Raw genomic sequence first — 26752 nt, 5'->3', positions numbered from 1 at the left:
CCTTATAGATCGTCAATGTAACCTAAGCTACGCAGTGCACGTTCGTCATCTGCCCAACCTGATTTCACTTTAACCCAAAGTTCTAAATACACTTTACGTTCAAATAAGTCTTCCATATCTAAACGGGCTTCACGGCCAATAACTTTGATCTTATCGCCGCCTTTACCGATTACCATTTTCTTCTGGCCTTTACGCTCAACCAGAATCAAACCGTTGATATCAAAACCATTCGTTTCAGGGTTGAAATCAAAACGCTCAATTTCAACAGTCACTGAATACGGTAATTCTTCACCGGTAAAGCGCATTAGTTTTTCACGAATAATTTCTGACGCCATAAAGCGCTGGGAACGATCCGTTACATACTCTTCAGGAAAGTAGTATTCACACTCAGGCAAATACTCACGAACAATTTTTTCAACCGCATCAACGTTAGTCCCTTTCTTCGCAGAAATTGGTACAACATCAACAAATGGCATTTTGTTCGCTAGTTCCTGCAAATGCGGGAATAACTCATGTTTTTCTTTAATATTATCGACTTTGTTGATCAACAGTACTGTTGGTAGCTCACTTTTTATAAGCTTATTCAGTACCATCTCATCATCAGCAGTCCACATAGTGCCATCCACAAGGAATAACACTAGCTCAACATCAGTTAATGAACTACTTGCAGCACGGTTCATTAAACGGTTAATCACACGCTTTTCTTCAATGTGCAAACCCGGGGTGTCTATATAGACAGCCTGATACCCATCACGAGTATCAACACCCATAATGCGGTGACGTGTAGTTTGCGGTTTACGTGAAGTGATAGACAGTTTCTGCCCCACTAAACGGTTAAGCAAGGTTGATTTTCCGACATTCGGTCGACCAACGATGGCAATAAAGCCACAGTGTTGTTTATCTGTCATGATTCCAACTGATTAAGTGCAATTTCTGCTGCTGCCTGCTCTGCCTTGCGCCGACTGCCGCCCTTACCGATAACAGGTTCATCCAAACCTGAAACATCACACTGTACGGTGAACTCTTGGTTATGAGCTTCACCTTGTACCTTAATTACAGTATATGCTGGTAATGGTAAACGGCGACCTTGAAGACACTCTTGCAAGCGTGTTTTAGGATCTTTTTGGTTGATGCCTGGTTCAATCGTATCAAGACGTGATTTATACCAAGCCAATACGACTTGACGCACTGTCTCAACATCACTATCTAGATAAACCGCGCCAATGATTGCTTCAACACAGTCAGCCAGAATCGAATCACGACGGAAGCCGCCGCTTTTCAACTCGCCAGGGCCTAATAGTAAGTAGTCACCAAGTTCGAACTCACGTCCTAACTCAGCTAATGTCTTACCACGGACTAGTGTTGCGCGCATTCGGCTCATATCACCTTCATCCACAGAAGGAAAACGGTGATATAAGTCATCAGCAACAACAAAACTTAAAATAGAATCGCCTAGAAATTCTAGGCGCTCATTGTGGGTGCCATTAGCACTGCGATGTGTCAGTGCTAATGTCATCAACTCACAATTGTTAAATTGGTAGCCCAGCTTGCGCTGAAGCCTATTCGCTGGAGTTGTCATTTTCTCTCGATTATTTAATGCTACCGATACGGTCAAAGCGTACACCGGTAGGGATCCAAGATGGAAGTAAACTATCAGGCTTGCGATCGAAATCAAAGCTCATCCAAATAGCTACCGCCTTGCCGACTAGATTCGCTTCTGGAACAAAGCCCCAGTAACGACTATCAGCACTATTGTCACGGTTGTCACCCATAACAAAATACTCACCTTTTGGTACAATCCACTCACCGATCCCTGGGCGAGGTACGTAAGCCATACGGTTATCACGTCGCAATGGATTGATCAAAATATGATGATTTACATCACCAAGGTGTTCGTTAAACTCAATCAGACGCGCCATACCTTGAGTAAAATCGCTGTCTTTCATATCCGTTAACTTAACTGGCTTACAAACAGAAGTACCTTGCGGCTGAATGCATAACTGTTTATCTGCACTATAACGAATCATATCACCAGGTAAACCAACAACACGTTTAATGTAGTCAATTTTTGGATTTGGCGGGTAACGAAATACAATTACATCACCACGTTTAGGCTCACCTAAATCTAAAAACTTATGGTCAAATACTGGATCGCGTAATCCGTAATCAAATTTATTTACCAAAATAAAATCACCAACATATAAGGTTGGTAGCATTGATTTTGATGGAATTTGAAACGGTTCATAAATAAATGAACGGAATATCATGATCAGTGCAATCACAGGGAACATTGAGCTTGCTGACTCAATCCAACTTGGCTGAGGCGCAACACGTGCAAGTACTTCAGCATCAACTTGACCACCGGCTTTTTCAGCTGCGGCTGCAATTTTTAATTGTCGCTTAGGTGCCCAGAGAAATTTATCTAGAGCCCAAATAATACCGGTAAAAATTGTTGCTAAGACCAGTATTATTGAAAATGTATTTGCCATGTTATTCCTTAGGTTTAACGCAACTAACCCCGACAGTTAGCTGATTGGGTCTAATTTAAAACGCCTAAGTAAAAGAAAGTGCTATTTAACAGGTTAAATAAGCACTTTCTAATCATATCTAGACTGTTATAAACAAAGAAAGGTTACTTATCTTTGCCCACATGAAGAATCGCTAAGAAGGCTTCTTGTGGTAATTCTACATTACCAATTTGCTTCATGCGTTTCTTACCGTCTTTCTGTTTCTGTAGTAGCTTCTTCTTACGGCTAATATCGCCACCATAACATTTCGCGATTACGTTTTTACGTAATTGCTTCACGGTTGAACGTGCAATGATATGACCACCAATCGCCGCTTGAATAGCGATATCAAACATTTGACGAGGAATGAATTCTTTCATTTTCTCAACAACATCACGACCGCGAGTCTGTGAGTTTTCTTTATGAGTAATGATAGCTAGCGCATCAACACGCTCACCATTTAGCAGAATATCAACTCGTACCATGTCTGATTCTTGGTAACGTTGGAAATTATAATCTAGCGATGCATAACCGCGCGAAGTTGATTTCAAACGATCGAAGAAATCCAGTACTACTTCTGACATTGGAATATCATACGTTAGTGCGACTTGATTACCGTGATAAACCATATCAACCTGCATACCACGCTTTTCAATACATAGCGTAATAACATTACCTAAGTATTCGCTTGGTACTAGAATATTACAGCGAGCAATAGGCTCACCCATAATTTCAATATCATTAACCGCAGGTAATTTTGCAGGGCTATCAACGTACAGCATCGTGCCGTCATTTTTCTTAACTTCATACACTACTGTCGGTGCAGTAGTAATCAAATTAAGATCGTATTCACGCTCTAGACGCTCTTGAATAATCTCCATGTGGAGCATACCCAAGAAACCACAACGGAAACCGAAACCAAGTGCAGATGAACTTTCTGGCTCATAAAACAATGAGGCGTCATTAAGACTTAATTTGCCCAATGCATCACGGAAGTTCTCATAATCATCAGATGATACAGGGAACAAACCTGCATATACCTGTGGTTTTACTTTTTTAAAGCCAGGTAATGCAACTTCACAACCGCCTTTTGCTAATGTTAGTGTATCACCAACAGGAGCACCAAGGATGTCTTTAATACCACATACTACCCAGCCTACTTCGCCAGTATTTAATTCAGTAGTATCAACTCGTTTTGGCGTGAAAATACCAAGACGATCAACACCCCAAATTTGACCTGTAGTCATTACTTTGATTTTGTCGTTTTTCTTTAGCTTTCCGTTTTTAACACGAACTAAAGACACTACACCTAAATAATTATCAAACCATGAGTCAATAATTAGTGCTTGTAGGGGCGCATCCGGATCACCTTCAGGTGCAGGAATAGCTTCAACGATTTTCTCTAGAACCTCGTCAACACCAACGCCAGTTTTTGCTGAACAACGCACAGCATCAATAGCATCAATACCAACGATGTCTTCAATTTCTTCAGCTACACGCTCAGGATCAGCGGCTGGAAGGTCGATTTTATTTAAAATCGGCACCACTTCCAAATCCATTTCCATAGCGGTATAACAGTTTGCTAAAGTCTGAGCTTCTACGCCCTGGCCCGCATCGACTACCAATAATGCACCTTCACAGGCTGCAAGTGAACGCGATACTTCATACGAGAAGTCAACGTGCCCAGGGGTGTCGATAAAGTTTAATTGATAAGTTTCACCATCTTTAGCCGTGTAATCGAGCGTCACGCTCTGGGCTTTAATGGTGATACCGCGTTCGCGTTCAAGATCCATTGAATCTAAAACCTGCGCAGCCATTTCTCGATCAGAAAGGCCGCCACAGACTTGAATTAGACGGTCGGATAAGGTCGACTTACCATGGTCGATATGTGCGATAATCGAAAAGTTACGAATGTGCTTCATGAATGGCGTGACTAGCTCGTGATTAAAATGAATGGGATCTTAAGATCAAGTTGACGGATTCTACCGAATTTAAACGCTACTCGCTATCTTTCGATGCGGCATTTATCAGCTTATCTGCTGAAATGGGTAGCCCTAGCACTCGAATAAGGCTTGGTTTGTAGGCTGAATCCCCATCTAATCTCTTGGCATAATACCGAGCAATCATTAATCCTATCGTTGTAGCAACCGCGGCTGATACAATAACACCTAGCTGATTACTGCCCGCTAAATCAATAAATAGATACTGACCGATTAAACTACCACCAATTAAAAACAGTAACGGCAGCATATAAACCAGCAAGGCTGAACTCAGCATACTACGCTCAGACAAGCCAATTTCAACCACTTGTCCAAGGGTTATTTTTTCATCAGTCGCGATATTTATCTGATGAGAACGCCCAGGCATAGCTTTACTGACTATACCTGTGCCACAACTATCGCGTGAAGCACAATGACCACAACTGGTTTCTTGCTGACAACTCACGGTTATATGGCCGCTATCAACGGCGACAACCGTTGCTAATGTTCGCATCATGATTATTTACTCGTTGAGGTAACCTCTGCTTTAATTTTATCAAAGGTTACGTTTTCTGCAATTTGTCGTGCTGTTTCTGGCGGAATATCACCAACGACAGTAATTTCTTTATTACCATCAACTCGAGTGATTAACGTACGACGTCCTTGGCGAACCAATTGTCCTCGTCCAACAAAATTATCGGCATCAGAAACATAAACAGAAAAACTAAATAAACCATCACTGTACATTCGGCTTTCAACCGCACGCTCAGTTAATAGTAGTCGATGTCGATTACCGGCTATTAATGTAAAACCATTCGGTAACCAATTTACCGACCATTCCAGTTTTTTCTGTGGCTGTTGTGGTAATTGTACCACGGCCGGCAGTTTAACTTGATCGAGCTTACTGAGCATTTCAGCAACTTTAGGATTCACGACAAATGACACAACACGGAATTGTTCCAGTAAGTCACCATCACGCCCCAATAAATCAGCGCGCATAACAAGGTGAGTCGCTTGATCTATCCACAATAAATAAGAATAACGATTACCGTCTTTAGGTGCGATACGAATAACATTACAGGCGACACCTGCTTCACGTGCGCGTCCCATAGCGATAAATTCATAATACTTGGACAGTTTATCTATATTGGCTTTCATTAACGGTAATATTGGCGCGACCATTTTATTACTTTTAATCGTAAAAGGATCGAGCCCTGGTTCAAAGTAACTCACCTCATCACCACGTTGAATCACCTCTTGTGGTGGACCACTGAGGAACAACAGATGACCATAACTTTGACCATTCTCTAATGCATGCCGATACCGCAATGTATCAATGCTATTTTTCTTAACCCAAATGTAAGACATCTCATAACTAAGATCTCGACTGGCTTGGCCCATTTGATGCAACAAAGCCTCTGTTGAAGGTTGAACCGCTTCAGCAGAGGCTTGGAGTGGCAACAATAGGCTGACCAATGCAAGTGCACCGACCAGAGTTTTTTTCATTAATCCGCCACAGAATTATTAGTATGTAATCGTGAATTATCAATACTACCATCTTCAGCATTAAACCGAAGTTGAAGTTCATAATCTTGTAACATCGAGTTAATTCGACGTCGTTGTTCCATTAACTGTGACTCAGATGGTGTCTGATTATCATTAACCATATTGGTATTTAGACTCACAGGCTCAGCTTTACCAACAAATGGAATGGTTTGCAGCACTGGCACATCATTACTGGTTGTGGTCGTAAGATTACTACCATTACCGTCATATTGTTGGACACCAACAATCACTGCCAGCGAAACACATGCAGCCACAGCAACCTGACCAAACTGGGATAGCCAAGCGGGTAAGGTCCGCTTCGCTTTAAATGGGGTCGGTTGTTCTTCAGTAATAATCGGCTTAGCAACGGCCTCAATATTAGTGGCCGTAGCACCAGTATGAGCAGGTTCAGCCTCTAGCGCTAACGCGACATTTTCTGCAATATTCCATTGTTTGCATTGCGGTACATCACCACGCATGACATCACCGATAAGGTTAAAATCATGCCAGCTTTGCTCGCTATTTTTGTCAACAGTCAGCGCATTAATAATGCTCTGATCCAAATCTTCGCCATCAAGTAATGCCGAAATTTTTTCTTTATCAGCCATTTTTTCCACCGTTTGGTGCAACATTGTTATTGCTGCATAAGAGGACGAATACGTTTTTCAACCGTCTCTCGTGCACGGAATATACGTGAGCGAACTGTGCCTACCGGACATCCCATTATTTCAGCGATTTCTTCATAGCTTAGACCATCCAGTTCACGCAATGAGATCGCTGTTTTAAGATCGTCAGGTAGTGATTCAATCGTACTAAAAACAACCCGCTTCAATTCTTCAGACAACATTTGGTTCTCAGGGTTCGAAATTTCTTTAAGCGCATTTCCACTTTCATAATATTCCGCGTCTTCGGCATCAACATCGGATGCTGGCGGACGACGTCCCTGAGCAACTAAATAATTTTTTGCGGTATTAACAGCTATACGATAAAGCCATGTATAAAATGCACTTTCACCACGAAATGAGGGTAAGGCACGATACGCTTTAATAAATGCTTCTTGAGCAACATCTGGCACATCACCAGAATTGCTAACATAACGTGAAACAAGGTTACAAACTTTATTCTGGTACTTAATAACCAGAAGGTTGAATGCTTGCTTATCTCCCCGCTGTACTCGCTCAATTAATACCTGATCAGTTTGCTGCTCGCTCATTCGAGCGTTTACTCCCATGTCTAACTGTTAGTAATATTGCATTCATCTCACGAGAACTAGTACCGATAATGGCTGTAATTCGTTATTGATGCACAATGGTTTATTTAGATTATCCTGCCACTATAAGCGTTAGTCTCACCGTAAATAAAACACTGACTTATGAAATATTTATGAGCATGAGCACTACGTAAGACCGATGGATAATGGCAAAGTTCCACCGTCAGTAAAATAATTTTATGTTTTCGTTACCGTTAGGTTATTACCTGTAACAAAGTTAAACAAAGGTAGGATTAATAACTTTAGTCATTTTACCTGAAATAATAATACTAACGAGGATCTACAACTGAAAAAAGTAAAATAATCACCAAAGTAGACGGTTGTTACTTAGCTAACATTTAACAATAATACTGCTAAAGTACCGTATATTAATGATATTTGCGCTACTCAAACCCAAACAAACATGCGTTTTAATAACAATTTTGGTAGCATGAAATAAGATTATCACATGGACATGCAATCACTATGAATCAATTTCATCAACACGATAGCGACATTTTAGTCATTGGTAGTGGCGCAGCAGGACTGTCACTAGCACTACATTTAGCCCACCTAGGTAAAGTGACTATTTTATGCAAAGGGCCACTGAGTGAAGGATCAACCTTTTATGCTCAAGGAGGTATTGCTGCCGTTTTTGATGAATCAGACAGTATCGCATCCCACGTTGAAGATACTTTGATTGCAGGAGCCCATCTGTGTGACCAAGACGTGGTGCAGTTTATCGCTGAAAATGCCAAGCAATGTGTACAATGGTTAATTGATGGTGGGGTGCCATTTGATCGAGAAGATACAGACACTGATGACGACCCCCGCTACCATCTAACATTAGAAGGGGGACACAGTCATCGGCGCATCCTTCATGCTGCAGATGCCACCGGAATGGCAATGCAAACCTCGCTCCAAGAACAAGCCCGTAATCATCCTAACATCACCATTCTTGAACGCCATAATGCCCTCGATTTAATCACTGAGAAAAAAATCAATCCCCAAGCTGTGACCAATCGTGCCTTAGGTGCTTATGTTTGGAATCGAGACAAAGAATGTGTTGAAACCCTAGCGGCTAAGTTTGTGGTTTTAGCCACAGGTGGCGCCTCAAAAGTGTATCAATATACCTCAAACCCAGATGTATCATCCGGCGATGGCATTGCTATGGCATGGCGCGCAGGCTGTCGAGTCGCCAATCTAGAATTTAATCAATTTCATCCCACTTGCTTATTCCATCCCAAAGCACAGACCTTTTTATTAAGCGAAGCATTACGTGGCGAAGGGGCATATTTACGCCGTCCTGATGGCAGCCGTTTTATGCCAGAGTTTCACGAGAGTGCTGAACTGGCGCCACGCGATGTGGTTGCACGTGCGATCGATTACGAAATGAAGCGTTTAGGCGCCGATTGTATGTATCTCGATATTAGCCACAAACCCGCTGATTTCGTTAAAAGTCACTTTCCAACCATTGCTGAAAAATTGCAGGGTTACGGCATTGATATCACCCAAGATATGATTCCAATTGTCCCTGCCGCACACTATACCTGTGGTGGTGTGGTGGTGGATAAATCAGGCAAAACGGATATTGATGGTTTATATGCCATTGGTGAAGTGAGCTATACCGGTCTTCATGGTGCTAACCGCATGGCATCAAACTCACTGCTTGAGTGCGTAGTTTATGCATGGTCTGCTTCACAAGATATTGAGCGTCAATTTAAGACTATCTTACAGCCACAACAGCTGCCGTTTTGGGATGACAGTAAAGTGACTAATTCCGATGAAGAAGTGGTGATTCAACATAACTGGCATGAACTACGATTATTTATGTGGGATTACGTCGGTATTGTTCGTTCAACCAAACGTTTAGAGCGTGCAATGCACCGAATTGAATTACTTAAACACGAAATTGATGAATATTACTGTCATTTCCGAGTTTCAAATAATCTGCTCGAACTGCGTAATTTATTACAAGTTGCAGAACTGATAGTACGTTGTGCGATGGAACGTAAAGAAAGCCGAGGACTACACTATACTCTTGATTATCCAGAGCTTGATGAGCAAGCTACAGCAACTATTTTAGTGCCTGATAATTACTAGCCGCAATACGCTATAACTCATCAATACTATGGTGCTAACCATAATATTAGCATCATGGTTTATTTACTGAGGAAGCCGGCTTTAATAGCCCTAAATGAAGCCACATTTTTAGTTGCCGATAGCGCAGCTCATCGCAACTATCATAGCAGATAATGAGCCACTGATTTCGAGGATGTGACACCGACAAGACCACCAGCCAGCGGGTAACTAATTTCACCGCGATCATCTCACCCCTTTGATTATGCCAGCGAATATTACCATCACTATAAAGCCGTAACGGCCCCTGTTGGCGTAAATAATATTGATACATTCGTTGCCATTCAAATAATAATGCTTCGGCAAAAAAATAACTCAACGGCCAAAAAATAGGTGGAACGACAAATAGCAATAGCACTGCACCAAGATAACATCGACTCAGTGCAGTGTTCAGTAGCGGGGATAAGTTAAGCTTTAAATCAACATAACTTGCTGTTGTTGTGAGCAACAATCTTATCAACCATCATCGCATGAGCAGCGTTATCACTGCGGCCATGCTGCATCATCCATTTAAATAAATCAGGATCATCACATGTCAGTAGAGAAATAAAATCACGCTGTTGCTGCTCTGATAAATCATCAAAACACTCTTCAAAAAATGGCATCACCAACACGTCTAACTCTAACATGCCACGACGACATGCCCATTTTACGCGGGCTCTCTCTTCTGCAACTAACATACATAACCTCTATGTGCGTGCCTAATGGCTCACTGATAATCGAATACTTAGTGTATTTCCGTTATAACGATATTAACAGTCGTGCTCAATAACGACCATGCACCAACGCAAACAATCGCTCAAGATGAGACCTAGCCCACCATAATGACAACTAATGAAAACAGCTAATTAACCCATCATGTAACCATGGTTAATTATTTTGTTCAGTTGGTATAACATAGCGCAATCATTACTGCATTTGTGGATACCATTATGAACACTTGGTCAACTCAACATAGTTTTACCCCACTCGCTTTAAGCACCACCGATTCTTTGCCTGATTTAGCCATAATCAACCTCAGCGATTGGGGCATGGTGACACTCGTTGGCCCAGACAGTAAATCATATTTACAAGGTCAATTAACCTGTGATGTAGTGTCACTAGCCGCAGATGCCTCGACCTTTGCCGGCCACTGTGACGCTAAAGGAAAATTACGTACGATTATGCGTGTTTTTCACTATCAGAATGGTTATGGCTTAGTGCAACGCCAAAGCGTGATGGCAAACCAATTACCCGAATTAAAAAAATATGCCGTATTTTCTAAAACAGAAATAACCCAAGCTGAAGTGGTTATTTTGGCGCTGGTTGGTAGTCAAGCTCAAACAACCATTGATCATCATTTCAGTGGTGATGCTGATGTACGTCATAACGACACCGCGACGGTAGTAAAAGTAGATAATGCACGTTGGTTAGTCATTACCACTGCGGAGCAAGCTGACTCAGTGATCACCACCTTGGCACCAACGGCAATTTTAGCAACCACTGAACTGTGGGATTTATATGATATAAAAGCTGCCATGCCGCGAATTGATAGCACCATCGAACTTGAGTTCATTCCACAAGCAGTTAACTTACAAGCCGTTAACGGTATTAGCTTTAAAAAAGGCTGTTATACCGGTCAAGAAACTGTCGCACGCGCTAAGTACCGTGGCATCAATAAACGCGCTATGTATATCGTTGCAGGCACAGCAACCCAGTGCCCACAAGCAGGTGATGCATTAGAGCGTAGCGTGGGTGAAAATTGGCGTAAAGGTGGCACCGTAATTTGTGGTTATCAATACAGTGACAATCAAGCATTGGCACTCGTGGTATTACCTAATGATCTCGATGCTGATAGTCAATTCCGGTTTGCAGCTAACCCAGATGCACTATGGCACAAACTCGCTCTACCGTATGATCTTAATGCTGAATAATCAGATTGATACGCCAGTAACGCGGTTACTGGCTAGCGAAGGGGTTGATTACCGTTTACTGCCGCATACTAAACCGGCCAAAACCATTGCCGAAGCAGCAGCAGAACGTGGGGTTGATCCACAGCATATGGTTAAATCAATATTGCTCAAAGATATGTCTGGTTTTCATGTATTGGCATGTGTACCTGGACTGCAATCAGTTGATCCTAAAAAAGTACGGGCATTATTTGGTTGTCAGCGTATGACCTGCGCTGATGCTACCGAAGTTGAGAAAGTGACCGGCTTAGTCATCGGGACTGTTGCACCTCTGGGGCTAAAGCGCCCACTTGCGGTTGTGTTTGATGCCGCGATTGCAGCGATTGAACACGTTAATATCAGCAGCGGTGATCGTATGGCTGGCATTGAGATCGCCACTGAAGACTTATTGATCCTGTGCGATCCCATCTTAGGCAATATTTGCCGCGATCAATCTTGATTGGCAATAACACATCGTTAAACTAGCGGTATTGATTAAAGTGCCGTTGGTTTAGTGAGATAATAAAGGAATAGACAATGGCGAGCCATCATCACGATATCAATTGGCGCGGTGTCGATCTGAATTTATTGATTGCCTTTGCGGCATTAATAGAAACCCGCAGTGTCACTAAAGCAGCCAATAAACTTGCCATTGGTCAATCAGCAATGAGCCATAATTTATCGCGTTTACGCAGTTTATTAAATGACCCATTGTTTGAGCGTCATGGTCACCAAATGCTGCCAACTCAAACCGCGTTAGATCATGCCGCCACAGTTGATACTATCCTGTCACTGATCACCAATGAACTCCTACGCCCAAGTGTCTTTATTCCAGCAGATTTCTGTGGCACTTTTAAAATCGGCTTAACCGATTATGCCGAGCTGCTCTTTGCGCCAGCCTTATATGATGCGATTCACCACCAAGCACCACAATGCCAACTGAGTTTCTTTAATGTTGATCGGCACAGTTATCACACAGACTTTAATCAGCACCGAATTGATGTGGTGATTGGATCCATGACTGACATGGGTAAAGATATTGAACATCAATATTTATACACTGAAGATCATGTTTGTCTTTACGATCAACAAGCCACAGGTCTCAATCAACACGTTAGTCTCGATCAATACAGTCACCATCCACATGCGTTAGTTAGCCCTGATGGTAAATTAACCACGCAAGTCGATGACCAATTACAACAACAGGGATTTCAACGTCAAGTTGCGGTGGGATCACATAACTTTCTAACCATTAGACATTTACTTAGTGGCCGCGATTTAATCTGTGTGGTATCACGATTAATGGCACAACTGGATATTTTTAACGACCAACTCACTCAATGCCCACCGCCTGTTGCCATTGCTGATTTTGATATTCGATTATTATGGCTCCATCGCAACAGCAACCACCCTCGCAACCAATGGTTACGTCAAATCGTTGCCAATACAGTAATAGCCCAAGTTGAGCAACTTCGCACTGGTGTATAGATCGCTATGGCAGAGCATAGTGGCTCTGCCAATATTATTCCTAGGCGCGGCTATTCGGTTCTTGAATCTGGTAAAGTTTGTGTTCATCGCAAGGCTCATCACAATGACACTCTTTATTGACACCAACGTTAGCAAGACCGCCACAACTGCCACTGATCGTTTGTCGTTTGACAAACCAACCAATTGCCATCGCCAATATCACTGCCACAAAAATCCCTAAGGTTAATAAAAAAGTGGTCATAGCTTGAGACCGCCTATCTTACCGAGACCATTAGCGATTGGAGTTAGCATGCCAACTTTTACCGCTGCTGGCGCTGATTTCTTAGAACCACAACCGCAGCCACATGCGCCTTTTTCTCGTTTACAGGCACGCCCCTGTTCTGCGCTCAGTAAGGCTTCTTTAGTCACCCCACCAGCTAAAAAATCCACTAATGATGTTCGTGGAGCAACACGACTAACACTAAATCCTGCTTGTAATAAGCGCGCTAAAGATCGAGTACCAATATTACCTAATACAATTTCAGTCACATTAAGTGCCGCTAGTTGGCGTTGCAGAATTTTTTTATGCTTACATCCCAATTCACGACTACCACTATTTTCAAGCCGTTCAATTAGTTGACCTTGTTGATCATAAATAGCAAACGTTGCTGCTTTACCAAAATGGCCCGCTATTTGATTTCTGGGAGTCAATGCGATTGCTATTAACATAAATTAATCCTCGATAGTCTGTATGCTGTCTGATGCTAACTCTAATGCCATGCCCATCACTAACGCCTGTGCTACTTTGTGTCGCCCTCGAGCAATAATATTGCCAAGGGTTTGACGTGACACACCCAACTGTTGCGCAGCTTCAAGCTGTTGCAAACCTAACATATCGACCAATCTCAACGCCTCTAATTCATCACTTGCTAATGCAAGTTTCGGTAATTGCTTCATTGGTACACCATTAGGCTTAAAACAGCTATAAGCAGGACGGCAAGCTATCTTTCTTACAATTTTAGGTCTTGCCATGATGATCATAACTCCTGTTCATTGACGGTTATTATTGGCATACGCCAAAAACACCGCATTGATCTAGGATCATAAATCATCATCTAAGTACCAATTTCAATCAATAACCCCCCAACGCAAATAACATCGTTTTTAAAATATCAGCACAATATATCGTAATCGGGTCTAATTCATTGCTCATGATGGCGCTTAGAAATCACACTTCTAGAACAAAAACCAACCACCGACGATTAATTTAACGCTAACATCGCTAAACAGGTTGATATCATCGTAAATAAATCAGCTAGAGCTAAAAATACCACTCTCGATAATAAATTATAAAAAAGCCAAAATTCAGAGTATTACTCTAAATATTAGATTTGTTATTACATAATACGCCGACAAATTAAACTTATCGTTAAATTTATGCTGATAATGTCACAGAAGTGTCATCACCCTTAACGTATACTTAGCACGTTAATCGCCAGGATGGTCGGAGTTAAACTGTATTATGCGGATGTTCAAACGCTACTTGCCTAAATTAATCGCCAAGCATGTTAGTCGTATATTTAATGGAAGAATTTATATTGATGGCCGTGGCGGCTATCATTTTGAGAAAGGAATATTGTTGGTACCACTAAAGGCCCAGCAGCATCATTATGATACGGTTAACGAGGTTAACCTAGAAATTAAGCGCTTACGTGAAGTTTATTAAAGACGATATTTATTAAAAATAAACTATTAGCTAAATAAACAACATCAAGCCCACTACATTGGGTGGGCTTTAATCGTCAACTACTCATCGTCAGCAATGGATGCTAAATAATCTTCAGCATCAAGCAACTCATCTAAATCCTCTTCAACATCAATTCGAATTTGAAATAGCCACCCATCACCATAAGGATCGCTATTGACCAACTCTGGTGCAACATCAAGATCATCATTGATTGTTATGATCGTGCCAGTACACGGAGCATAAATATCCGATGCAGCTTTTACCGATTCAATAACCGCACACTCTTCTCCAGCATCAACAGCAACCCCGCTATCAGGCAAATCAATAAAAACCATATCACCTAATAGCGCTTGAGCGTGATCACTAATACCAACGGTGTAAATTCCATCACCTTCATCACGCAACCATTCATGAGTATGAGTAAATTTTAATTCAGAGGGTACATAGCTCATTCACACATCCTTTTTAATCTCACCATTAATCGGTAACTATCACTCCATTTATTACTGTAGGTGAAAAAAAATTTTTTGCTCAATTTAGACATAAAAAAACCACAACAAAAAATGCTGTGGCTTCATAAGTTATCACTGGAATAGTTACTTAATTAGAACCTATTTATAACGCGCTAACTCAGGCAATTCACCACTTAACCCTAAAGCACGTCGCATAAACTCATCTTTGACCCCTGGTGCTTTATTAGCGAATAGCATTCCAAGATCTCGCACTAATTTCTTGGCTGGATGTGCACCATCAAACAGGGTCTTAAAGCCTTGCATTGCAGTGATCATTTTTGCAGCTTCGGCTTTACGCCAGCGTTCGTAATGACGTAAATTGACCTGCTTACCAATGTCTTTATCTGCTTGCCATAAACCAATAATTTCTTGCGCTAATGCCGCTGCATCTAGTAGCCCCAAGTTAACACCTTGGCCTGCAAGAGGATGAATGGTATGCGCTGCATCTCCCACTAACGCCACTCGTTCACGCACAAAATCTTGGGCATAACGCATTTTAAGTGGAAATGCTTGGCGCTCTCCCTCTACACGACACAAGCCTAAACGATGATCAAACGCAGCGGTTAAGTGTTGATTAAATACCTCATCACTGACATCACATAAGGTTAATGCTTGCTCTGGCGGTAGTGACCATACAATTGAACATAGATCTTTTTCAGCTAACGGAAGAAAGGCTAATGGACCATCTGGGCGGAAAATTTGACGTGCTGTTTGCAAGTGAGACTCATCACAACGAATATTTGCCACCAACGCACTATGACCATAATCCCAATGGGTCAACGGAATATCAACATGTTGACGTAACCATGAATTAGCACCATCAGCACCAACCACTAATTTAGCCGTTAGATTTTTACCTGATTCCAATGTGAGCCAGGCTTCGGTTTCACCAAAAGCAATATTTTGACACCTATCTGGAGCCATTAAAATCACATTTTGCTGCTTGCTAACCCGATCAAGTAACGCTAATTGAATCACGCGATTCTCAACAATATGGCCTAAATCAGGTTGCGCTAGTCGTTCAGCATCAAAATCAATACGAGCAAAACTGTCTTGCTCCCATACTTCCATTTTACTGTAAGGGCTCATACGACGGTCGCAAATTCCCTCCCAAGCCCCAACACCACGTAATATTCTCTCACTAGCACGGCTTAGTGCCGACACGCGTACATCAGGTAAGGCTGCCAACTTAGGATCAGGTAACTGACCTTCAATCACTGCTACTCGTAATTCGGTATCGGCTAACGCTGCTGCCAGCGTTAAACCCACCATTCCACCACCGATAATGGCGACATCAACATTTTGCATCATAGCTATCGTTTTACCTGTCCCATGGCACGGCGTAACAGCGGTGCTTGAAGTGTGTTAGAAAGGCTCATTGTCATCAAGCCCAGATTACGCCCAGCAACGAGCGCAGGATTATCATTGGCAAACAAGCTAACCAAGCCTGCTGTCATCGCAATAGTTGCCTGTCGATCAGGCAACCGTCGTTCACGATAACGACCTAATACTGTCGGTAAACCAATATCGGCATTGCATTTAACCCCCGCTGTAATTTCCTCTGCTAAGGTCATTACATCACGAAGTCCAAGGTTAAACCCTTGACCTGCAATAGGATGGAGCGTTTGCGCAGCATTACCAATTATCGCCACTCGATGTGACACTAGCCGTTGTGCTTGGCGTAATATTAATGGATAACAATTACGCTCACCGACCATAGTTAATGCCCCTAATCGCCACCCAAATAGCGCCTGTAATTCCGCTAAGAATTGCTGATCAGTTAATGACATGATTCGAGCTTGTTGCTGTGGCTCAATACACCAAACTAGTGAACTACGTCCCTGAGACATGGGTAACAATGCGACGGGTCCATGTTTAGTAAAGCGTTCAAAAGCTTGGCCCTGATGAGGTTCTGAGGTGGTGATATTAGCAATGATCGCCACTTGCTCAAAATCATGCTCACTGCGACCGATATTTAATAAATCACAGCAATGGGATACAGCACCATCAGCCGCAACCACTAACTTAGTCCGTAACCGTTTACCGTTATTTAAACGCACTAACGCTTCTGATTGAGTACGCTCTATATGCTCAACTTTTGCGGGACAAAACAGATCAATGTGTGGACGAGTGGCTAACTGGTGGTGAAATATCGCCCCTGCAGCCGCTAACTCAATGACATAACCTAAGGCATCAACAGCCAGTTGTTGAGCTGATAATTCAACCATACCGGCATGACCTCGATCAGACACATGAATGTGCTTGATCGCCGTCGCAACAGTAGCCAATGCTGGCCAAAGCTGAATCGAGTCTAATAACCGGCTAGATCCATGAGAAACAGCAATACTACGGGCATCATAACCGGGATGTTGCTGATCATCTGTCGCCACAGCTTCAACCACAGCGATATGTAATTGATGCTGAGTTAATTCATCAAGTGCGATAGCTAAACACGCACCAACCATTGCGCCACCCGCAATAACCACATCATATTGCTTCACATTTTGTCCCTTTCGCAATAGAAATTATTAGTGAACGGTTGGCTGCTCATCAGCATCATCATTCACTAGTCGTTGACCTAATTCAGAATGACAACTCAACACACACATACGTACATGTTCAACCACTTGCTCAAATAATGCCGCTTGTTCTTCAAGATCGTCATCCTCATCAATACCAAGTTGAGAAATCTCTTGTAGATCAGCCAGCGCTTCGGTGATTTCCTCAGACAATTGATTTTTTTGTAAATCCATTAGCCCTAAGCCCGAAATAAAACTATTTACCCACTCTGTTAATGCTTCTGCGCGATCAGATAACGGTTCATCATCATCAGGCATTAACAATGAAAATTCAAATCCACCACTGATTAACTCTTCAGCGGTAGTCGTAAATAATGTCCGTACCATCATCTTAGCGCCATCAGTCATTGGCTCGCCTTCATTAGCGTAGTCACATACTGGACCCGCCCAGCTCTCATCATCAACAGCGAGACCACCACAAATCATCCCACTGAGTAAACCATGTAACTCAGCAGGTACCGCTGCTAGGCCTTGCTCTTTTAAAGCCGCTTCAACAGCTGAGTACGTCGGTAGGGTTATTTCACTCATGGTTTATCACCTTTGTAGTTGACACAATTTAAGATAAATTTTTTATAGGTATGACATAACAATCACGTTAGTCATTAAGATTACACTGTTTGAAATTGTACCAAACAATAATCACGCTTACGGCTTAGTTGATATAATAAATAGCAATGAGCGAATGACGGCACTGTGTTATGCTAACATTTAAGCCTAATTCGGCAAATAATAACACTGGTGATAACGTTCAATCCTTAATCAACTCCTTGACGAGTCTGATTAATATCTGTTTAGTCAGAACATATTGAACCGAAACCGCGATATAGCCGCTTGCATCTTGTGTAGGGTTTTCCTATATTGACTCTCGTCGCAAGCGGAATGAATACCCATTCTGGCACGGAGCAAATCGAAGGTTTATGAGTACTCAGGCTGTAGAAATTCAAGTATTGGGCCGAAAATTAAAAGTTAATTGTCCAACGGGTCAAGAAGATGCATTACGTGCCGCGGCGGCAGATTTTGACCAACGCTTGAAAGATATGTCTGCGCGTAGTAACGTATCCGTAGAACAATTATTAATCTTTACTGGCCTCAACATCAGTAACGAGTTGCATTTAGAGCGACAAGAACACAATCGCAATGCTGAATTAATATCCAATAAAATCAATTCAATAGAAGAAAATCTGGATAAAGTATTGCAATATCAGCCAAAGCGTTGATAATGAATTAACCCTGGGGTGTACGTCAGTGAATGAATGTCCCCGAGCCGATAAGCAAATACCCAGGATTGGCTTTTTTATTAGCTATTGTGCATGCTCAGCCTGACTGAGAAGCCTGCGGTTAATGTTGCCAGTCCACCTTGAACATCTGGTTCAAGGGCCTTATTTCGCAACGGCACCTTGGGGTCTCCCTTTTGCATCCACTTTATTTCTCAGCATTAGCACTTTACAATCCCTAAACACCCACAGTTCATGGATTGGATACTTAAGTGATGACACCCTCCATTGCAGCTACCCAACAGTTACGCCATCAACTTCGACAGCAAATTCGTCACGCTAGACGACAATTATCTGCTCAACAGCAACAACATGCAGCGCAACAACTATCCCTGCGCTTACAAACCTTAGATCATATCCAACATAGCCAGCATATTGCCGTTTACATTGCCAATGACGGTGAAATTGATCCGCAACCATTTATAGAATGGCTATGGCAGCAAGGTAAGTCGGTTTATCTACCAGTATTGCACCCTTTCAGTAAGGGCCATCTGTTGTTTTTACACTATGATGCAACGACTCCGATGACGACCAATCGTTATCAAATTCATGAGCCTAAATTAGATGTGCGTCGTGTTAAGCCCATTGCTGAACTGGATGTTATTTGTACCCCGTTAGTTGCCTTTGATAATAATGGCCAACGACTTGGTATGGGAGGGGGCTATTATGATCGCACCTTAAGCCAATGGCACCAGCACCGTCGCGGGCCTTATCCAATCGGTATTGGTCATGATTGCCAATATATTCCCCAGTTACCAAATCAACAATGGGATGTGCCACTACCAATAATCATCACTCCTAACCACCAATTTATAGAAGCCTAACACCATCACGCAAACGATTGGCTTTTCGTTAAAAAAAACTGAATATAATTGTATGTTATTCAAAAAGTTATATTTTTAGTTTTAAGTTTGCACTGTTTAACCATAGAATCCAACTGACGAAATCACTTCGGTTAGCTATAATCACCTTTCGCATAATTGAGGTCATTACGAGGAGAACGGCATGACACAAGATGAAATGAAAAAAGCAGCGGGCTGGGCAGCACTTGAGTACGTAACGAAAAACAGTATTGTTGGTGTAGGTACTGGTTCGACCGTTAATCACTTCATCGATGCCTTGGCAACTCGTAAAGAAGAAATCAAAGGAGCGGTTTCAAGCTCTATTGCTTCAACTGAGCGCCTAGAGCAAATTGGTATCAAAGTCTTTGATGCTAACGAAGTGGCAAGCCTTGATATTTATGTTGATGGCGCAGATGAAATCAATGCCCAATTTGACATGATCAAAGGTGGTGGCGCAGCATTAACCCGCGAAAAAATCGTCGCTGCAATTGCAGAGAAATTTATCTGTATTGTTGATAGCACCAAACAAGTTGATGTACTTGGTCAATTCCCATTACCAGTAGAAGTTATTCCAATGGCACGCTCTTTCATCGGTCGTGAATTAGTCAAGCTAGGTGGTGATCCGGTATACCGTGAAGGGGTGATCACAGATAACGGCAATATCATTCTTGATGTTTACAATATGGCGATCACCGATCCTAAAGCAATGGAAGATAGTATCAACGCCTTACCAGGTGTAGTTACTGTTGGTCTATTTGCTCACCGTGGCGCAGATGTGTTAGTTGTCGGCTCACCTGAAGGAACTAAAATCATCGAAAAATAATGATTAATTCGTTATTTGATTACAAAACGGCAGTCATTGATCGCTCGCGAATCATTGGCTGCCGTTTTTTATTGGCTTTTTTGTAATATTCTTACCCTTAATGGTTAAATTTTGATACTTTATTAAACAGCATGTAGCAAACATTTAACCATTTAGCTACTGAGATGTAATCCCCTTTAGTTTCACTACTGTGGCGTTATTATCATTAGTCGCTACGTTTTTAAGGATAAGAACCTATGGCAACAGTGTCACTCAATAAAGAAAAAATTAAAATCCTTCTATTAGAAGGCCTCCATCCATCAACACTCGAGGTATTACAGCAAGCGGGTTATAGCAATATTGAATACCACAAAGGCTCTTTAGTCGGTGATGAGCTATTAGAAGCCGTAAAAGATGTTCATTTCATTGGTATTAGATCTCGCACTCAACTGACACCAGAAGTGTTTGCTGCTGCAAAAAAACTTACCGCGATAGGTTGTTTCTGTATTGGTACTAACCAAGTTGATTTAGATGAAGCAGTAAGACGTGGTATCCCTGTTTTCAATGCCCCTTTTTCCAATACCCGCAGTGTTGCTGAACTTGTTCTGGGTGAAATTCTATTATTATTACGCGGTATTCCAGAGAAAAATGCCAAAGCCCATCGTGGTGAATGGTTCAAATCAGCGGATAACTCATTTGAAGCACGCGGTAAAACATTAGGTATTATTGGTTACGGTCATATTGGTACTCAACTTGGTATTTTGGCTGAAAACCTTGGTATGCGAGTATGTTTTTATGATGTTGAAACCAAACTGTCATTAGGTAATGCCACTCAGATACATAATCTATCTGAATTACTGAATAAATCAGATGTGGTGAGCTTGCATGTACCAGAAACCAAAGGTACTGCTAACCTCATGGGAGTAGAAGAATTTGCCCGCATGAAACCAGGAGCGATCTTCATTAACGCTGCTCGGGGCACAGTCGTCGATATTGATGCGCTATGTAGCGCCTTAGAAAGTAAGCATATTGCAGGTGCTGCAATTGATGTGTTCCCAATTGAGCCAAAAACCAACAACGACCCATTTGAGTCACCATTAATGCAGTTTGATAACGTAATTTTAACCCCTCATATTGGTGGTTCAACTCACGAAGCTCAAGAAAATATCGGTATTGAAGTTGCTGGAAAACTGGTTAAGTACTCAGATAATGGTTCAACATTATCTGCAGTTGGTTTCCCAGAGGTATCCTTACCTGAACATCATGGCTGTTCACGTCTACTGCATATTCACCACAACCGCCCTGGAGTATTAAATCAAATCACCACTATTTTTGCTTCAGAAGGCATTAATATTGCAGCCCAATTCTTACAAACCGGCGCAGAAGTAGGTTATGTGGTAATAGATGTTGAAACTGAGCGTTCTAAAGAAGCCCTGCAACAACTTAAATCCATTGAAGGCACGATTCGCGCCCGGATTTTGCATTAAGTTGAACACTTAACAACGACAAAGGAGAGCATATCGCTCTCCTTTTTTATTGTACTTAATGATTATTTTTATTATTTTTCAGCTAATTTAAATATAACATTCACACTGTCTTTAATCACAATGTTGTTATCGGTATAACTTTGATCAATGGCGCTTTGTGGTGCACTGCCAACCATGTAGGTATTAGTGCGCATATATGGCATCGGCAAACCATCTGTATTGTAATCTATCTGCCATACACCATCGATTTTATTACCAAAGCCTTGGGCCAGTGATGCAGCAACTTGCTTAGCATTCTCGATCGCTTTTTGACGAGCTTGCTGTTGATACTTCTCAGTATCAGCCACTTTTAATTCAATGTTATTAATTTGGTTAATACCATCACCAAGGGCGTCATCTAAATAGCTATTTAGCTTAGTCAGTTGATGTACCGTCACCTCAACATTACGATTAGCTCTAAAGCCGACTAACTCTGGCTTATGATCTTTAGGGTAATTATATTGTGCCGACAAGGCAATATTTGCACTATTGATGTCTTTTTTATTCACACCAGCTGCTTGTAAACGCTCAATAAACTTGGTTACTGCTTGATCAACCGCTAACTTAGCATCAACTGCATTTTTTTTGGTTTCAACCACACTGACGGAAAATACTGCCATATCAGGCTTAACCACAATTTCGCCACGACCCGTTGTTTCTAAGTGAGGAAATGGAATATCTGCCGCCATTGCAGCAGTTGAAACAAACGCACTAGCGCCAAGTACCATCATCGCTAAACATTTCTTATTCATTATTCATCCTTTTATTTGTCGCACAAGATTGTTATTTATTCTCTGTTACAGCAATAAATATATTATCTTTTCTCATCAATTATGCCGTTATGCTAACAAACCCCCAATATAACGAACACTGTTTTTTAATTATCATTCAGAAATCATTCAGGAATATTATCGTTATAACGTCATAATTATTGCGAACCATCTCTTTATCTGGATAAAAAAAAGAAGCCCGTAGGCTTCTTTTTTTAGTGTCATATAATTAAAACTTGAGCAAATTAAGCACCAACTTTATTTACATGCACATCCATCTGTGGGAATGGAATTTCGATACCTTCTTTATCAAGCTCTTCTTTAATAGCTTGGTTTAGATCGAAATATACACTCCAATAATCAGGCGTATTAACCCATGGGCGTACCACAAAGTTAACAGAAGAATCAGCAAGTGCAACCACACCAATTGTTGGTTCTGGATCTTTAAGCACACGTTCGTCAGCTGTTACTACGCGACGTAATACTTCTTTGGTTTTTTGTAAATCAGCATTGTAAGAAACACCAATCACTAAATCGATACGACGAGTGTCATTACGAGAGTAGTTAGTAATTGGATTACCAATGATGTGAGCGTTTGGTACGATAACTGTTTTGTTATCAGGCGTACGTAATTCAGTAGAGAAGATCTGAATAGATTCAACAGCACCAGCAACACCAGCAACTTCAACATAATCGCCAGATTTGAATGGGCGGAAACCAACAATCAATACACCTGCTGCAAAGTTTGATAATGACCCTTGAAGTGCAAGACCAATTGCCAAACCTGCCGCACCAATAACAGCAACCACTGATGCAGTTTGAACACCAATACGACTTAATGCTGCAATTAAAACAATCACGAATAGCACATAACGTACTAAGCCATGAATAAACTCAACAACTGCATTGTCCATCTCTTTTTTGCGTAAAACTTTCGCAATTGAACCAGCAATGAGTTTAACAATGATATTACCAATAAATAAAATCAGTAAGGCTGAAACGATATTAACTGCATATTGGACTAATAGATCTTGGTTTTTAGTGATCCAGTCTCCAGCGTGTAATACACCGTTAGTCAATGAGTTATCAGATATATGTTCAACAACCTTGTCAGTAACGCTCTCTGTCATGAAGGTATCTCTCTAAAAAATATAAGAATAATAACAAAATGCCGCTTAATGAGTAAATCATACAGTAAACAGTAAAAAATAACACCTCAGCAACAAATATGATGTTAGATGGTGACAACTGACCATGCTGTAATTGATATAATAATTAGCATGATGCACTCCAACATCAAAGAAACGGTGCATTATTAATCCTTTACTAGATAAATGGCTAGTAAAAAAAATCGAACAATCATAAAAAAATATAAATTATCTATTGTAATAAAGTAGCGCTAACTGCTTATGATATACAAAAAAAAAGCCCACCAAAGTGGGCTTTTTCACATTTTATGTGGCTGATATTCTATTAAAGAACGTCAACTGCATTTAGGTCAGAGAATGCTTTCTCTAGACGCTCAACCATTGATACTTGACCTGCACGTAACCAAACGCGTGGATCGTAGTATTTCTTGTTAGGCGCTGACTCACCTGTTGGGTTGCCAATTTGACCTTGTAGGTAATCGTGGTTTTCAGCTTCGTAACGACGGATACCGTCCCATGCAGCCCACTGTGTATCAGTATCGATGTTCATTTTGATAACACCGTAACCGATTGACTCTTGGATTTCAGCTTCAGAAGAACCTGAACCGCCGTGGAATACGAAGTTTAGAGAGTTAGCTGGTAGGCCAAACTTCTCTGAAACGTATGTTTGAGAATCACGTAGGATAGTCGGAGTAAGTACAACGTTACCTGCTTGGTAAACACCGTGTACGTTACCGAAAGATGCTGCGATAGTGAAACGAGGGCTAACTGCATTTAGTTGCTCGTATGCATATGCAACATCTTCAGGAGAAGTGTATAGCTCAGAAGAATCCATATCTGAGTTATCAACACCGTCTTCTTCGCCACCAGTACAACCTAGTTCGATTTCTAGTGTCATATTCATCTTAGCCATACGCTCAAGGTATTTAGCTGAGATTGCGATGTTCTCTTCTAGAGACTCTTCAGAAAGGTCAATCATGTGAGAAGAGAAAAGAGGCTTACCAGTTTGAGCGAAGAACTCTTCACCCGCGTCTAGTAGACCGTCGATCCAAGGAAGTAGTTTCTTAGCAGCGTGGTCAGTATGAAGAATAACTGGCACACCGTAAGCTTCTGCTACTGCGTGAACATATTTAGCACCAGCGATAGCACCAAGAATTTGAGGGCCTTGACCTTCAAGCTTAAGACCTTTACCACCGAAGAATGCAGCACCGCCGTTAGAGAACTGAACGATAACTGGCGCTTTAGCTTTAGCAGCAGCTTCAAGAACAGCGTTTACTGAATCAGTACCGATACAGTTAACAGCAGGTAGAGCAAAATTGTTTTCTTTTGCTACAGCAAAAACTTTCTGTAGGTCGTCGCCAGAAATAACACCAGGTTTTACAAAATCGAAGATCTTAGACATAACAATAGTCCTATATTTACTTTGTTGTCTGTGGAAAAATTCTTGTGCAAACGTTTGCGATAAGCTTCTATTTTACTGAAATATAACGGCTATCACAAACATTTAAACGTGGAAACTAAGACTATTATTATAAATATCCCAGTCTCCACGCCAAATAAATTATGCTTTAGCGCGTGCTTCTAGCATTTCAACTGCTGGCAATTTATTGCCTTCAACGAACTCAAGGAAAGCACCGCCACCAGTAGAGATGTAAGATACTTTATCTTTGATGCCGTATTTGTCGATAGCTGCTAGTGTGTCACCACCGCCCGCAACAGAGAAACCAGCAGATGCTGCGATTGCGTTAGCAACAACTTCAGTACCTTTACCGAATTGCTCAATTTCAAATACGCCAACTGGACCATTCCAAAGAATAGTTTTTGCGTTCATGATGATGTCAGCAAGCGCTTGAGCTGAATCTGGACCAAGGTCAAGAACCATGTCGTCAGCAGCAATATCAGTTGCAGCTTTAATCGTTGCTTCAGCTGAGTCAGAGAACTCTTTTGCACATACAACATCAGTTGCAACTGGAATGTCAGTGTGTGCCATTAGCGCTTTAGCTGTTGGGATAAGATCAGCTTCATAAAGAGACTTACCTACATCGTTGCCTTCAGCTGCGATGAAAGTGTTAGCAATACCACCACCAACAACGATTTGGTCAGCAATCTTAGATAGTGACTCAAGAACTGTTAGTTTAGTTGATACTTTAGAACCACCAACGATAGCAACCATTGGACGTGCTGGGTTATCCATTACTTTACCTAGCGCTTCTAATTCGCCAGCAAGTAGTGGGCCTGCACATGCTACAGGTGCAAACATACCTACACCGTAAGTAGATGCTTGTGCACGGTGAGCCGTACCGAATGCATCCATTACGAATACGTCACAAAGTGCAGCGTATTTCTTAGATAGTTCGTCTTCGTTCTTCTTCTCGCCCTTGTTGAAACGTACGTTCTCAAGAACAACAAGCTCACCTGCATTTAGCTCAAGACCATCAAGGTAATCTTTTGCTAATTTAACGTCACAATCTAGTGCATCGTTTAAGTAGTTAACTACAGGTTGTAGAGAGAATTCTTCTGCGTATTCGCCTTCCGTTGGACGACCTAGGTGAGAAGTAACCATTACTTTAGCACCCGCTTCTAAGCAGCGCTGAATAGTAGGTAAAGATGCAAGGATACGTGCATCTGAAGTTACTTTACCGTCTTTTACTGGCACGTTTAGGTCAGCACGAATAAATACACGCTTACCAGCTAGATCCAGATCAGTCATCTTGATTACAGACATGTTTTGCCCTCTC

General features: G+C 41.6%; 30 protein-coding genes and 1 other RNA gene. 10 read left to right on the top strand and 21 right to left on the bottom strand.

The window, feature by feature from the left end; translation table 11 throughout:
- Positions 1–2: 2 nt before the first annotated feature.
- The 8 genes from era to rpoE form a co-directional block, all read right to left on the bottom strand.
- Complete coding sequence (gene era, locus PPBDW_RS02850; protein ID WP_036793319.1) at positions 3–908, bottom strand: GTPase Era; 906 nt, start codon at positions 906–908, stop codon at positions 3–5.
- Positions 905–1579: a ribonuclease III gene (rnc, locus tag PPBDW_RS02845; protein WP_036793318.1), complete on the bottom strand. Its 675-nt coding sequence runs from the start codon at positions 1577–1579 to the stop codon at positions 905–907. The genes era and rnc overlap by 4 nt, the downstream gene beginning before the upstream one ends.
- Positions 1580–1589: 10 nt before the next feature.
- Positions 1590–2489 (bottom strand): signal peptidase I, encoded by a 900-nt coding sequence (lepB, locus tag PPBDW_RS02840; protein ID WP_036793317.1) that lies wholly within the window; start codon positions 2487–2489, stop codon positions 1590–1592.
- 143 nt (positions 2490–2632) lie between these two features.
- Positions 2633–4429 (bottom strand): translation elongation factor 4, encoded by a 1797-nt coding sequence (lepA, locus tag PPBDW_RS02835; protein WP_036793316.1) that lies wholly within the window; start codon positions 4427–4429, stop codon positions 2633–2635.
- Positions 4430–4505: 76 nt separating this feature from the next.
- Positions 4506–5003, bottom strand: a complete 498-nt coding sequence (locus PPBDW_RS02830; RefSeq protein ID WP_036793315.1) for a SoxR reducing system RseC family protein — start codon at positions 5001–5003, stop codon at positions 4506–4508.
- 2 nt (positions 5004–5005) lie between these two features.
- Complete coding sequence (gene rseB, locus PPBDW_RS02825) at positions 5006–5992, bottom strand: sigma-E factor regulatory protein RseB (protein ID WP_036793314.1); 987 nt, start codon at positions 5990–5992, stop codon at positions 5006–5008.
- Positions 5992–6639, bottom strand: a complete 648-nt coding sequence (locus tag PPBDW_RS02820) for an RseA family anti-sigma factor (RefSeq protein WP_036793313.1) — start codon at positions 6637–6639, stop codon at positions 5992–5994. Before PPBDW_RS02820 ends, rseB begins: the two co-directional genes overlap by 1 nt.
- Before the next feature lie 26 nt (positions 6640–6665).
- Positions 6666–7244, bottom strand: a complete 579-nt coding sequence (rpoE, locus tag PPBDW_RS02815) for an RNA polymerase sigma factor RpoE (RefSeq protein ID WP_036793312.1) — start codon at positions 7242–7244, stop codon at positions 6666–6668.
- A gap of 522 nt (positions 7245–7766) precedes the next feature.
- Here rpoE and nadB point away from each other — a divergent pair.
- Positions 7767–9383, top strand: a complete 1617-nt coding sequence (nadB, locus tag PPBDW_RS02810; RefSeq protein ID WP_036793311.1) for an L-aspartate oxidase — start codon at positions 7767–7769, stop codon at positions 9381–9383.
- A gap of 52 nt (positions 9384–9435) precedes the next feature.
- Here nadB and PPBDW_RS02805 read toward each other — a convergent pair whose 3' ends face one another.
- The gene (locus PPBDW_RS02805; protein ID WP_036793310.1) at positions 9436–9870 is read right to left on the bottom strand and encodes a protein YgfX; all 435 of its coding nucleotides are present in this window, start codon (positions 9868–9870) and stop codon (positions 9436–9438) included.
- The gene (locus tag PPBDW_RS02800) at positions 9839–10099 is read right to left on the bottom strand and encodes an FAD assembly factor SdhE (protein ID WP_036793309.1); all 261 of its coding nucleotides are present in this window, start codon (positions 10097–10099) and stop codon (positions 9839–9841) included. Before PPBDW_RS02800 ends, PPBDW_RS02805 begins: the two co-directional genes overlap by 32 nt.
- A gap of 252 nt (positions 10100–10351) precedes the next feature.
- Here PPBDW_RS02800 and ygfZ point away from each other — a divergent pair, with 252 nt between their 5' ends.
- The 3 genes from ygfZ (at position 10352) to PPBDW_RS02785 (ending at position 12835) form a co-directional block, all read left to right on the top strand.
- Entirely contained in the window at positions 10352–11332 is a 981-nt protein-coding gene (ygfZ, locus tag PPBDW_RS02795; protein WP_036793308.1) for a tRNA-modifying protein YgfZ, read from the top strand.
- The gene (locus PPBDW_RS02790; protein WP_054262088.1) at positions 11322–11807 is read left to right on the top strand and encodes an aminoacyl-tRNA deacylase; all 486 of its coding nucleotides are present in this window, start codon (positions 11322–11324) and stop codon (positions 11805–11807) included. Before ygfZ ends, PPBDW_RS02790 begins: the two co-directional genes overlap by 11 nt.
- A 77-nt stretch (positions 11808–11884) precedes the next feature.
- Entirely contained in the window at positions 11885–12835 is a 951-nt protein-coding gene (locus PPBDW_RS02785) for a LysR family transcriptional regulator (RefSeq protein WP_036793307.1), read from the top strand.
- A gap of 40 nt (positions 12836–12875) precedes the next feature.
- Here PPBDW_RS02785 and nqrM read toward each other — a convergent pair whose 3' ends face one another.
- The 3 genes from nqrM to PPBDW_RS02770 are packed head-to-tail and all read right to left on the bottom strand — an operon-like array spanning position 12876 to position 13846.
- Positions 12876–13076, bottom strand: coding sequence for a (Na+)-NQR maturation NqrM (nqrM, locus tag PPBDW_RS02780; RefSeq protein ID WP_036793306.1), 201 nt, complete (start codon positions 13074–13076; stop codon positions 12876–12878).
- Positions 13073–13543: a NifB/NifX family molybdenum-iron cluster-binding protein gene (locus PPBDW_RS02775; RefSeq protein WP_036793305.1), complete on the bottom strand. Its 471-nt coding sequence runs from the start codon at positions 13541–13543 to the stop codon at positions 13073–13075. The genes nqrM and PPBDW_RS02775 overlap by 4 nt, the downstream gene beginning before the upstream one ends.
- Before the next feature lie 3 nt (positions 13544–13546).
- On the bottom strand, positions 13547–13846 hold the full coding sequence (locus PPBDW_RS02770; protein WP_036793304.1) for a DUF134 domain-containing protein: 300 nt from the start codon (positions 13844–13846) through the stop codon (positions 13547–13549).
- A 490-nt stretch (positions 13847–14336) separates the two neighbouring features.
- Here PPBDW_RS02770 and PPBDW_RS02765 point away from each other — a divergent pair, with 490 nt between their 5' ends.
- Complete coding sequence (locus PPBDW_RS02765; RefSeq protein ID WP_036793303.1) at positions 14337–14540, top strand: DUF1107 domain-containing protein; 204 nt, start codon at positions 14337–14339, stop codon at positions 14538–14540.
- Between the two features lie 80 nt (positions 14541–14620).
- Here PPBDW_RS02765 and gcvH read toward each other — a convergent pair whose 3' ends face one another.
- The 4 genes from gcvH to PPBDW_RS02745 form a co-directional block, all read right to left on the bottom strand.
- Positions 14621–15013, bottom strand: coding sequence for a glycine cleavage system protein GcvH (gene gcvH / locus PPBDW_RS02760; RefSeq protein WP_036793302.1), 393 nt, complete (start codon positions 15011–15013; stop codon positions 14621–14623).
- Positions 15014–15172: 159 nt separating this feature from the next.
- Positions 15173–16384 carry an FAD-dependent 2-octaprenylphenol hydroxylase gene (locus PPBDW_RS02755; RefSeq protein WP_036793301.1) on the bottom strand — a complete coding sequence of 404 codons (1212 nt, stop codon included), beginning with the start codon at positions 16382–16384 and terminating at the stop codon, positions 15173–15175.
- A 2-nt stretch (positions 16385–16386) separates the two neighbouring features.
- Positions 16387–17574, bottom strand: coding sequence for a 2-octaprenyl-6-methoxyphenyl hydroxylase (gene ubiH / locus PPBDW_RS02750; RefSeq protein ID WP_081045163.1), 1188 nt, complete (start codon positions 17572–17574; stop codon positions 16387–16389).
- A gap of 27 nt (positions 17575–17601) precedes the next feature.
- On the bottom strand, positions 17602–18180 hold the full coding sequence (locus PPBDW_RS02745; protein ID WP_036793299.1) for a YecA/YgfB family protein: 579 nt from the start codon (positions 18178–18180) through the stop codon (positions 17602–17604).
- Between the two features lie 389 nt (positions 18181–18569).
- On the opposite strand from PPBDW_RS02745, the gene PPBDW_RS02740 reads away from it, so the two are divergent.
- From PPBDW_RS02740 to serA, 5 genes are all read left to right on the top strand, one after another.
- Positions 18570–18869 carry a cell division protein ZapA gene (locus tag PPBDW_RS02740; RefSeq protein WP_036793298.1) on the top strand — a complete coding sequence of 100 codons (300 nt, stop codon included), beginning with the start codon at positions 18570–18572 and terminating at the stop codon, positions 18867–18869.
- 7 nt (positions 18870–18876) lie between these two features.
- Positions 18877–19060, top strand: a non-coding RNA gene (gene ssrS, locus PPBDW_RS02735) — 6S RNA.
- An 81-nt stretch (positions 19061–19141) separates the two neighbouring features.
- Positions 19142–19750, top strand: a complete 609-nt coding sequence (locus PPBDW_RS02730; protein WP_045043429.1) for a 5-formyltetrahydrofolate cyclo-ligase — start codon at positions 19142–19144, stop codon at positions 19748–19750.
- A 181-nt stretch (positions 19751–19931) separates the two neighbouring features.
- Positions 19932–20591 carry a ribose-5-phosphate isomerase RpiA gene (gene rpiA, locus PPBDW_RS02725; protein WP_036793297.1) on the top strand — a complete coding sequence of 220 codons (660 nt, stop codon included), beginning with the start codon at positions 19932–19934 and terminating at the stop codon, positions 20589–20591.
- Between the two features lie 236 nt (positions 20592–20827).
- On the top strand, positions 20828–22057 hold the full coding sequence (gene serA, locus PPBDW_RS02720) for a phosphoglycerate dehydrogenase (RefSeq protein WP_036793296.1): 1230 nt from the start codon (positions 20828–20830) through the stop codon (positions 22055–22057).
- 71 nt (positions 22058–22128) lie between these two features.
- On the opposite strand, the gene PPBDW_RS02715 is transcribed toward serA, so the two are convergent.
- The 4 genes from PPBDW_RS02715 to PPBDW_RS02700 form a co-directional block, all read right to left on the bottom strand.
- Positions 22129–22848 (bottom strand): oxidative stress defense protein, encoded by a 720-nt coding sequence (locus PPBDW_RS02715; protein ID WP_036793295.1) that lies wholly within the window; start codon positions 22846–22848, stop codon positions 22129–22131.
- Between the two features lie 263 nt (positions 22849–23111).
- Positions 23112–23996 carry a small-conductance mechanosensitive channel MscS gene (gene mscS, locus PPBDW_RS02710; protein ID WP_036793294.1) on the bottom strand — a complete coding sequence of 295 codons (885 nt, stop codon included), beginning with the start codon at positions 23994–23996 and terminating at the stop codon, positions 23112–23114.
- A gap of 343 nt (positions 23997–24339) precedes the next feature.
- The gene (gene fbaA / locus PPBDW_RS02705; RefSeq protein ID WP_036793293.1) at positions 24340–25416 is read right to left on the bottom strand and encodes a class II fructose-bisphosphate aldolase; all 1077 of its coding nucleotides are present in this window, start codon (positions 25414–25416) and stop codon (positions 24340–24342) included.
- Positions 25417–25575: 159 nt separating this feature from the next.
- Positions 25576–26739 (bottom strand): phosphoglycerate kinase, encoded by a 1164-nt coding sequence (locus PPBDW_RS02700; protein ID WP_036793292.1) that lies wholly within the window; start codon positions 26737–26739, stop codon positions 25576–25578.
- Positions 26740–26752 lie beyond the last annotated feature (13 nt).

The organism is Photobacterium kishitanii (assembly GCF_000613045.3).
Taxonomy (GTDB): domain Bacteria; phylum Pseudomonadota; class Gammaproteobacteria; order Enterobacterales; family Vibrionaceae; genus Photobacterium; species Photobacterium kishitanii.
This window is presented reverse-complemented; position numbering and strand designations above follow the sequence as displayed.

What these genes read in the sequence shown, in the direction of transcription:
- rpiA (WP_036793297.1), top strand. Translation starts at nt 19,932, where the DNA reads ATGACACAAGATGAAATGAAAAAAGCAGCGGGCTGGGCAGCACTTGAG.
- ygfZ (WP_036793308.1), top strand. Translation starts at nt 10,352, where the DNA reads ATGAACACTTGGTCAACTCAACATAGTTTTACCCCACTCGCTTTAAGC.
- nadB (WP_036793311.1), top strand. Translation starts at nt 7,767, where the DNA reads ATGAATCAATTTCATCAACACGATAGCGACATTTTAGTCATTGGTAGT.
- rseB (WP_036793314.1), bottom strand. Translation starts at nt 5,992, where the DNA reads ATGAAAAAAACTCTGGTCGGTGCACTTGCATTGGTCAGCCTATTGTTG.
- PPBDW_RS02730 (WP_045043429.1), top strand. Translation starts at nt 19,142, where the DNA reads ATGACACCCTCCATTGCAGCTACCCAACAGTTACGCCATCAACTTCGA.
- lepB (WP_036793317.1), bottom strand. Translation starts at nt 2,489, where the DNA reads ATGGCAAATACATTTTCAATAATACTGGTCTTAGCAACAATTTTTACC.
- PPBDW_RS02715 (WP_036793295.1), bottom strand. Translation starts at nt 22,848, where the DNA reads ATGAATAAGAAATGTTTAGCGATGATGGTACTTGGCGCTAGTGCGTTT.
- PPBDW_RS02740 (WP_036793298.1), top strand. Translation starts at nt 18,570, where the DNA reads ATGAGTACTCAGGCTGTAGAAATTCAAGTATTGGGCCGAAAATTAAAA.
- PPBDW_RS02745 (WP_036793299.1), bottom strand. Translation starts at nt 18,180, where the DNA reads ATGAGTGAAATAACCCTACCGACGTACTCAGCTGTTGAAGCGGCTTTA.
- PPBDW_RS02755 (WP_036793301.1), bottom strand. Translation starts at nt 16,384, where the DNA reads ATGATGCAAAATGTTGATGTCGCCATTATCGGTGGTGGAATGGTGGGT.
- nqrM (WP_036793306.1), bottom strand. Translation starts at nt 13,076, where the DNA reads ATGACCACTTTTTTATTAACCTTAGGGATTTTTGTGGCAGTGATATTG.
- PPBDW_RS02785 (WP_036793307.1), top strand. Translation starts at nt 11,885, where the DNA reads ATGGCGAGCCATCATCACGATATCAATTGGCGCGGTGTCGATCTGAAT.
- PPBDW_RS02765 (WP_036793303.1), top strand. Translation starts at nt 14,337, where the DNA reads ATGCGGATGTTCAAACGCTACTTGCCTAAATTAATCGCCAAGCATGTT.
- gcvH (WP_036793302.1), bottom strand. Translation starts at nt 15,013, where the DNA reads ATGAGCTATGTACCCTCTGAATTAAAATTTACTCATACTCATGAATGG.
- PPBDW_RS02700 (WP_036793292.1), bottom strand. Translation starts at nt 26,739, where the DNA reads ATGTCTGTAATCAAGATGACTGATCTGGATCTAGCTGGTAAGCGTGTA.
- PPBDW_RS02830 (WP_036793315.1), bottom strand. Translation starts at nt 5,003, where the DNA reads ATGATGCGAACATTAGCAACGGTTGTCGCCGTTGATAGCGGCCATATA.
- PPBDW_RS02820 (WP_036793313.1), bottom strand. Translation starts at nt 6,639, where the DNA reads ATGGCTGATAAAGAAAAAATTTCGGCATTACTTGATGGCGAAGATTTG.
- PPBDW_RS02790 (WP_054262088.1), top strand. Translation starts at nt 11,322, where the DNA reads ATGCTGAATAATCAGATTGATACGCCAGTAACGCGGTTACTGGCTAGC.
- rnc (WP_036793318.1), bottom strand. Translation starts at nt 1,579, where the DNA reads ATGACAACTCCAGCGAATAGGCTTCAGCGCAAGCTGGGCTACCAATTT.
- serA (WP_036793296.1), top strand. Translation starts at nt 20,828, where the DNA reads ATGGCAACAGTGTCACTCAATAAAGAAAAAATTAAAATCCTTCTATTA.
- fbaA (WP_036793293.1), bottom strand. Translation starts at nt 25,416, where the DNA reads ATGTCTAAGATCTTCGATTTTGTAAAACCTGGTGTTATTTCTGGCGAC.
- PPBDW_RS02800 (WP_036793309.1), bottom strand. Translation starts at nt 10,099, where the DNA reads ATGTTAGTTGCAGAAGAGAGAGCCCGCGTAAAATGGGCATGTCGTCGT.
- era (WP_036793319.1), bottom strand. Translation starts at nt 908, where the DNA reads ATGACAGATAAACAACACTGTGGCTTTATTGCCATCGTTGGTCGACCG.
- lepA (WP_036793316.1), bottom strand. Translation starts at nt 4,429, where the DNA reads ATGAAGCACATTCGTAACTTTTCGATTATCGCACATATCGACCATGGT.
- rpoE (WP_036793312.1), bottom strand. Translation starts at nt 7,244, where the DNA reads ATGAGCGAGCAGCAAACTGATCAGGTATTAATTGAGCGAGTACAGCGG.
- PPBDW_RS02770 (WP_036793304.1), bottom strand. Translation starts at nt 13,846, where the DNA reads ATGGCAAGACCTAAAATTGTAAGAAAGATAGCTTGCCGTCCTGCTTAT.
- PPBDW_RS02775 (WP_036793305.1), bottom strand. Translation starts at nt 13,543, where the DNA reads ATGTTAATAGCAATCGCATTGACTCCCAGAAATCAAATAGCGGGCCAT.
- mscS (WP_036793294.1), bottom strand. Translation starts at nt 23,996, where the DNA reads ATGACAGAGAGCGTTACTGACAAGGTTGTTGAACATATATCTGATAAC.